Origin of the sequence: Dethiosulfovibrio peptidovorans (genome assembly GCA_002748665.1) — a bacterium.
GTDB lineage: Bacteria > Synergistota > Synergistia > Synergistales > Dethiosulfovibrionaceae > Dethiosulfovibrio > Dethiosulfovibrio peptidovorans_A.
The window spans coordinates 1-6,590 of sequence record PDTB01000002.1; the positions used below are offsets into that span (position 1 = coordinate 1).

At 53.6% G+C, this 6,590-nt stretch carries 7 protein-coding genes; all 7 read left to right on the forward strand.

Features of this window, described 5'->3' with window-relative positions; translation table 11 throughout:
* A partial coding sequence (locus tag CSA35_00030) for a C4-dicarboxylate ABC transporter substrate-binding protein (protein PIE55604.1) occupies positions 1-885 on the forward strand: 885 nt, incomplete at its 5' end.
* Positions 886-974: 89 nt separating this feature from the next.
* Positions 975-1,442 (forward strand): C4-dicarboxylate ABC transporter substrate-binding protein, encoded by a 468-nt coding sequence (locus CSA35_00035; GenBank protein ID PIE55605.1) that lies wholly within the window; start codon positions 975-977, stop codon positions 1,440-1,442.
* Positions 1,439-2,716, forward strand: coding sequence for a C4-dicarboxylate ABC transporter permease (locus tag CSA35_00040; GenBank protein ID PIE55606.1), 1,278 nt, complete (start codon positions 1,439-1,441; stop codon positions 2,714-2,716). The genes CSA35_00035 and CSA35_00040 overlap by 4 nt, the downstream gene beginning before the upstream one ends.
* A 14-nt stretch (positions 2,717-2,730) precedes the next feature.
* Positions 2,731-3,954, forward strand: a complete 1,224-nt coding sequence (locus CSA35_00045) for a Zn-dependent hydrolase (protein PIE55607.1) — start codon at positions 2,731-2,733, stop codon at positions 3,952-3,954.
* A 24-nt stretch (positions 3,955-3,978) separates the two neighbouring features.
* Positions 3,979-5,277: a dihydroorotase gene (locus CSA35_00050; protein ID PIE55608.1), complete on the forward strand. Its 1,299-nt coding sequence runs from the start codon at positions 3,979-3,981 to the stop codon at positions 5,275-5,277.
* The gene (locus CSA35_00055; GenBank protein ID PIE55609.1) at positions 5,270-6,055 is read left to right on the forward strand and encodes a dihydroorotate dehydrogenase electron transfer subunit; all 786 of its coding nucleotides are present in this window, start codon (positions 5,270-5,272) and stop codon (positions 6,053-6,055) included. Before CSA35_00050 ends, CSA35_00055 begins: the two co-directional genes overlap by 8 nt.
* Positions 6,052-6,590: dihydroorotate dehydrogenase (locus CSA35_00060; GenBank protein ID PIE55610.1), on the forward strand; the 539-nt coding region annotated here is incomplete at its 3' end. The genes CSA35_00055 and CSA35_00060, both read left to right, overlap by 4 nt.

Here is a 6,590-nt window from a genome sequence, read left to right on the forward strand (position 1 = left end):
CCCGAAAACAGTGCCGAACAGATGGGCGCCCTGGCATTCAAAAAAGAAGTGGAAGAAAAAAGCGGCGGACAGATTACCGTGCAGGTTTTTCCGGCACTACAGCTAGGAAGCATGAGAGAACAGGTAGAAGCCGTGCAAATGGGTTCCAACCAGATGACCCTCCAGCCGGTTGCCGTTCTGACCAGCTTTGTTGATGCACTGCAGGTTGTCGACTTTCCCTTCCTGTGGCCCAACGCCGAAAAGATGTGGATGGTTCTGGACGGAGAACCCGGCAAGATGCTGCTGGACACCTGCAAGGCCAAAGGCATGGTTGGTCTGGGCTTCTGGGGCTCCGGCTTCAAGCAGATTACCACCAACGGCAAGGAAATTCACATGCCTTCCGATTTCTCCGGTGTTAAAATGCGGGTTATGCCCTCTCCCCTGCTTCTGGAACAGTACAAGGCCTGGGGCGCCAATCCGGTTCCCATTGAATACGCCGAACTCTACAACGCTCTTCAGCAGAAAATTGTTGACGGACAGGAAAATCCCCTTTCCACCATTGCCATGAACAAGTTCTACGAAGTACAGGACACCATTGTCATGAGCAACCACGGTTTTCTGGCCTATGTCTGCATAGCCAACGAAAAATGGTTTGACAAACTGTCGCCCGAAAATCAGAAAATTATCCGGGACGCTGAAATCGTTGGTCATGAAGTTCAGAGGAAAGCACTGGCGGCCAAAGAAGCGGCCTACCTGGAGGAAATCAAAAAATCGGGCATTAACGTTATTGAACTGACCGATGAAAACCGCAGCGCATTCCTGGAGGCCTCTCTGGGCATTCACAAACAGTTTGCCGATACGGACAAGAAAAAAGAAATTCTTGAGGCTATCAACAAGGCCCTGTAGTTAACTGCAGTCAGAAAATTCACGGTTATTCCGGGAGAGGGCAGACGTCTTCTTCCGGAATATTCACTTGCAAAACAACACACAAAGCAATGCGAATATTAAACAAAATTGAAGCATATTTCTGCGGAACCGCCCTCATCCTTACTTCGCTGATAATCTTCGTTAATGTGGTTCTGCGCTATGTATTCCATGCCAGCACAAGCTGGGCGGAAGAAGCGGTTAAGTATCTGATGATATGGATTACCTTTATCGGCGGCAGTATCTGCTTCCGGAAAGGTCTGCATGTCAGCATAGACTTTTTTCTTTCCTATATCTCGGAATCGGCCAGGAGAATTGTGGCCGCGGCCGTTCTGGCGGTCTGCCTGGTCTTTGTTATTTTCATGATCTACTACGGCTTTCGGCTGGTACTGTTCAACTTCAGTACAGGGCAGGTTTCTCCGGCACTGCGCCTGCCCATGTGGATTCCCTACCTTGCCATTCCGCTGGGCTTTCTTCTGATGAGCCGTCATATTGTGGCTCACATTATCAGCCTGATTAAAGGAGGTAGTGCCGCATGATTACCCTTCTCATGCTTCTTCTGGCCTTCCTGCTTCTGGCCAGTGTTCCCATTTTTGTGGCCCTGAATCTGACCGTTCTGGTTATTGTTCTTTTCTTTACCGACATAACCCCCATGGTTATGGTTCAGAAAGCCTTCGGCGGCATTGACAAGTTCGCGCTCATGTCCATGCCCTTCTTTATTTTCGCGGCCAACATTATGGTGGCTGGCGGACTTTCGGACAGAATCCTTAAATGGGTCCGCAGCATCATCGGCAGTGTTAAGGGCGGTCTGGCCTACACTACCGAACTTTCGTGCATGGTATTCGGCGCTCTTTCAGGTTCCAGCCCCGCCACCGTTATTGCCATGGGCAAGGTTCTCTACCCGGAACTGGTTAAGGAAAAATACGACAAGGGATTTTCCATTGGCCTGATTACTTCATCCGGTTCGGTGGCCCTGCTTATTCCGCCCAGCATTACCCTTATCATGTACGCCACAACCACCAACACTTCGGTAGGCGAACTCTTTATGGCAGGAATAGGTTCCGGTCTGGTCTACGGCCTGGCCACCATTATCTATATTTTTCTCTACACCCGGGGACGCAACCTGCCTGTATCCAAAAAATCAACCGCCAAAGAAGTTCTTGCGGCCACAAAAGAGGCCGGCTGGTCGCTTCTGGTGCCTGTTATTATTCTGGGCGGTATTTACTTCGGCGTGTTTACACCCACAGAGTCCGCGGGCATTACGGCCATTTACGCCCTGGTTATCGGAATGCTGGTCTACAGGGAAATTGACCTGAAAAAACTCATGCAGATAGCTGTTGATTCGGCTGTAACCTGTGCCCAGGTGCTGATTCTGGTGGCCGCCGCGTCTGCCTTCGGCTGGCTTCTGACGGTTATTCAGGTTCCCCAGATGCTCACCAGCGGCATTCTGGCCAAAGTCAATTCACCGATAACATTCCTGCTGACCATTAACGTTGTGCTGCTGATCGTGGGCATGTTCATGGAAGGCATTGCGGCCATTATTATCCTGGCGCCCCTCTTCTTTGTTATGGGAACCAATCTGGGCATTAACCCGGTGCATCTGGGCATTGTCATGGTGGCCAACCTGTCCATTGGCAACTTCACACCGCCCTTCGGTCTGAACCTGTTTGTGGGGCAGGCCGTTACCGGCGAACCCATGGCCAAAATTATTCCCTCAGTTCTGATTTTTGTTCTGGTGAGTGTCTGCGCGCTGATGATTATCACCTACATCCCGCAGATCTCCATGTTCATTCCAAACCTGATTTATCGTTAAGAGGAAAAACGGGTATGAACTTTGAGCGATTTTCTTCCCGGATGGAACAGATTAACCGCATAGGCCGCCGTGAGGGAGAAGGCATTTCCCGCCTCTCCCTGACGGACCAGGACATGCAGGCCCGCTCCGTACTGAAAGACATTTTCCGCTCTCTGGAGCTGGAAGTGCGGGAAGACGGAGCCGGCAACATATGGGGACGCCGCAAAGGAACCGATGAGAGTCTGCCCGCGGTTGTTGCCGGGTCGCATATCGATACGGTACCCTCCGGCGGCGCTTACGACGGCACCCTGGGTGTTATGGCCGCCGTGGAATGCGTTGCCATGATGCGCGATGAAAACTTCCAGAACCGCCATCCGGTGGAAATAGTCTCCTTTTCCACCGAAGAATCCAGCCGCTTTAACGCGGCAACACTGGGCAGCAAAACCGCCGCCGGCATTCTGAAAGCATCCGATCTGTCCCGGTTTGCAGACACCGAAGGCGTTTCCTTTCTGCAGGCGCTTCATGGGCGGGGCTTTTACCCCGAAGAATTAACACCCTTGCGCGGAGAAACCATTAAAGCGTTTATGGAACTCCACATTGAACAGGGGCCGGTACTGGAACGGGAAAACACCAATATCGGCATTGTGACCCTCATAGCCGCACCCACCCGGCTGAAGGTGGACATTCAGGGAGAAGCCGCCCATTCAGGCGCCTGCCCCATGAAATACCGCAGGGACGCCCTCGCGGCCGCGTCCGAATTCGTGCTGGCCGTCGAACAGGCGGGAAGGAATCATTCATCCGGCAAAACCGTGGCCACCGTTGGCAAAATGGAGGTGTTTCCCGGCGCCATGAACGTTGTTCCCGGAAAGGTGCAGCTGTTTGTGGACATCCGGGGAATAGACACCTCAAGCATTCAGAAGGCCCATAATGAAATAATGGAAGCCCTGCATGAAATCTGCGCCCGCCGCGGAGTAACACACCAGGTGGAGATTCTCTCGCAGGATGTCCCCAAAAAACTGGACGCACATCTTCAGGATCTTATTGAAAACAGCTGCAGGAAACTGGGGCTGAGCTGTTCCAGAATGCCCAGCGGAGCCGGTCATGACGCCATGAACATGGCGGCCATAGCGCCCGGTGGACTGATTTTTGTACCGTGCATAGACGGCATAAGCCATGACAAGCGTGAAGACATGCACCCGGAAGACATGAAAAACGGCGTCAACGTGCTGTTTGAATGCGTCAAGGCTCTTTCCAGATAAGCTTTCCAGGTAAGGAGGACGAAAATGGATATTCTACTTAAAGGCGGAACCATTATTGACCCGGACCGGAACATGGAAGAAACCGGAGATGTTCTTGTCCGTGACGGAAAAATTCTGAAAACCGGCGGCGACCTTTCTGCACAGACAAGCGGTCAGACAAAGGTTCTCGATGTTCAGAAGCTCTATGTTGTACCGGGTCTTATCGACATTCATGTCCACTTCCGCGATCCCGGCTTTCCCGCCAAGGAAACCATAGAAACCGGTGCCGCCGCGGCCGCGGCGGGGGGCTTTACCACTGTTGTGTGCATGCCGAACACCCAGCCGGTTATTGATAACATGGAGACCATAAACTACATCAACGGCAAAGCCGCCAAGGCACCCTGCAATGTCCTGATGATGGGCAGTGTGACACTGGGCGAAGACGGCAAAGAGTGCAGCCCCTACCGGGAAATGCTTGAAGGCGGTATTGTTGGTATTACAGACGACGGCAAACCCGTTATGGACTCTGGTGTTCTCTATGAAGCCATGATGCAGGCAAAAGAACTCAAGCTGCCGGTCAGCAGTCACTGCGAAGACATGGGCCTCTGTTACGACAGAACCATTACTACCGGAAAAACAGCTGAAAAACTGGGCGTTCACGGTGTGCCGCCCCTGGCCGAAGAAATCATAATCCAGCGGGACATTATGGTGGCCGAGGCCACAGGCGCCCATCTGCACATTCAGCACATATCCTCCGCCAAAGGTGTGGAACTGGTACGTCAGGCCAAAGCCCGCGGCGTAAGGGTAACGGCCGAAGCGGCTCCCCACCACTTTACCCTGAGCGAAGAAAGCGTTCTAATCCACGGCACACACGCCAAAATGAGCCCGCCCCTGCGCACCCCCGAAGATGTCAAAGCCGTTATTCAGGGACTGGTGGACGGCACCATTGACGCCATTGCCGACGACCATGCCCCGCACACCCCCGAAGAAAAGAGCCGCTCCATGCTGGAAGCTCCCAACGGCATTATCGGAATTGAAACCACTCTGGGCGTATCCCTGCACAGTCTGGTTCATGCCGGACATCTGAGCTTCCGGGAACTGATTGAAAAACTCACCATCAACCCGGCCCGGCTGCTCAACATACCCCGGGGCACCCTCCGGGACAACGCATGTGCCGATATAACCGTTATCGATCCCCAAAAGGAATGGGTTGTTGACAGCTCCAAATTCCGAAGCAAGGCACGCAACACCCCCTATGAAGGAATGAAGCTGAAGGGCAAGGCCGTTATAACCATCTGCAGGGGAGAAATTGTCCACAACGAACATGGAGAGGCCCATGTGTAAATCCGTAGTCCCCGGGAAGGTTGAAACGGCCGAAGTGCTGGGAAACAAAAGCCTTGCTCCCGGTATTTTTGATCTTGTTATTCAGGCACCCGCAATAGCCGGGGCCGCCCGGCCGGGACAGTTTCTGAACCTCTACTGCCATTCGCCCAAACGCATGCTTCCACGGCCCATCAGCATCTGCGAGGCTGACAGCCGGAAGGGAACACTGTCGCTGGTGTATGCCGTTACAGGTGAAGGCACCCGGGAATTTTCCCGTCTGAAAGCCGGAGGCAGCCTCAGGGTTATGGGACCGCTGGGCAACGGTTTTTCCGTCCATTCCGGTCTGAAGAAAAGCATCCTGGCAGGCGGTGGTGTGGGCACCCCGCCCATGGTGGAACTGGCTAAAAACCTGCCCGGAGAAAAAATTATTATCCTGGGGTTCCGCAGCACCCACTACCTCGCAGACCGGCTGAGCCGCTATGGAGAGGTGCACATTGCCACCGACGACGGAAGCAGCGGCTTTCACGGCAACGTGGTGGAACTGATGGATTCCCTGAAAGTAGAGGGTGAGCAGCTATTCGCCTGCGGCCCCCGTCCCATGCTGAAAGCTCTGCAGAAATGGAGTGCTGAACAGGCTGTACCGGCGCAGCTGTCGCTGGAAGAACGCATGGGATGCGGCATTGGAACCTGCGTGGGCTGCGTTGTCAAAATCAAGACAAACAATGAACAGGGATGGCATTACAGGAAAATCTGCACGGATGGCCCCGTATTTCCCGCTGAAGAGGTAATTTTTGAATGAATACAGCTATAACAATTGCCGGCGTACATTTTAAAAACCCGGTATTTACCTGTTCGGGAACATTCGGCTCCGGCAGGGAATACAGTCAGTTCTTTTCCCTGGATAAGCTGGGCGCGGTTGTCTGTAAAGGTGTTTCCATGGTTCCCTGGGACGGAAACCCCGCCCCCAGAATTGCCGAAGTAGCCGGGGGCATGCTTAACAGCGTGGGTCTGCAGAACCCCGGAGTGGAGCATTTCATTGCCGAAGATATTCCCTTTCTGCGCCGCTACGATACAAAAATCATTGCCAACCTGGCCGGACACAGTGTCAGTGAATACTGCCAGGTAGCCGAGCGGCTGAGCGACTCCGACGTGGACATGATGGAACTCAACATTTCCTGTCCCAATGTTCAGGAAGGCGGAGCCGCCTTCGGCACAGCTCCCGGTCCGGCCGAGGCCGTAACCGAAGCGGTCCGAAAGGTATGCAGAAAGCCCCTTATTGTCAAACTTTCCCCCAACGTTTCGGATATTGCCGCCATTGCGCGGGCCGTGGAAAA

Coding starts and splice junctions, on each gene's coding strand:
- CSA35_00035 (PIE55605.1), top strand. CDS start 975: ATGCGAATATTAAACAAAATTGAAGCATATTTCTGCGGAACCGCCCTC.
- CSA35_00040 (PIE55606.1), top strand. CDS start 1,439: ATGATTACCCTTCTCATGCTTCTTCTGGCCTTCCTGCTTCTGGCCAGT.
- CSA35_00045 (PIE55607.1), top strand. CDS start 2,731: ATGAACTTTGAGCGATTTTCTTCCCGGATGGAACAGATTAACCGCATA.
- CSA35_00050 (PIE55608.1), top strand. CDS start 3,979: ATGGATATTCTACTTAAAGGCGGAACCATTATTGACCCGGACCGGAAC.
- CSA35_00055 (PIE55609.1), top strand. CDS start 5,270: ATGTGTAAATCCGTAGTCCCCGGGAAGGTTGAAACGGCCGAAGTGCTG.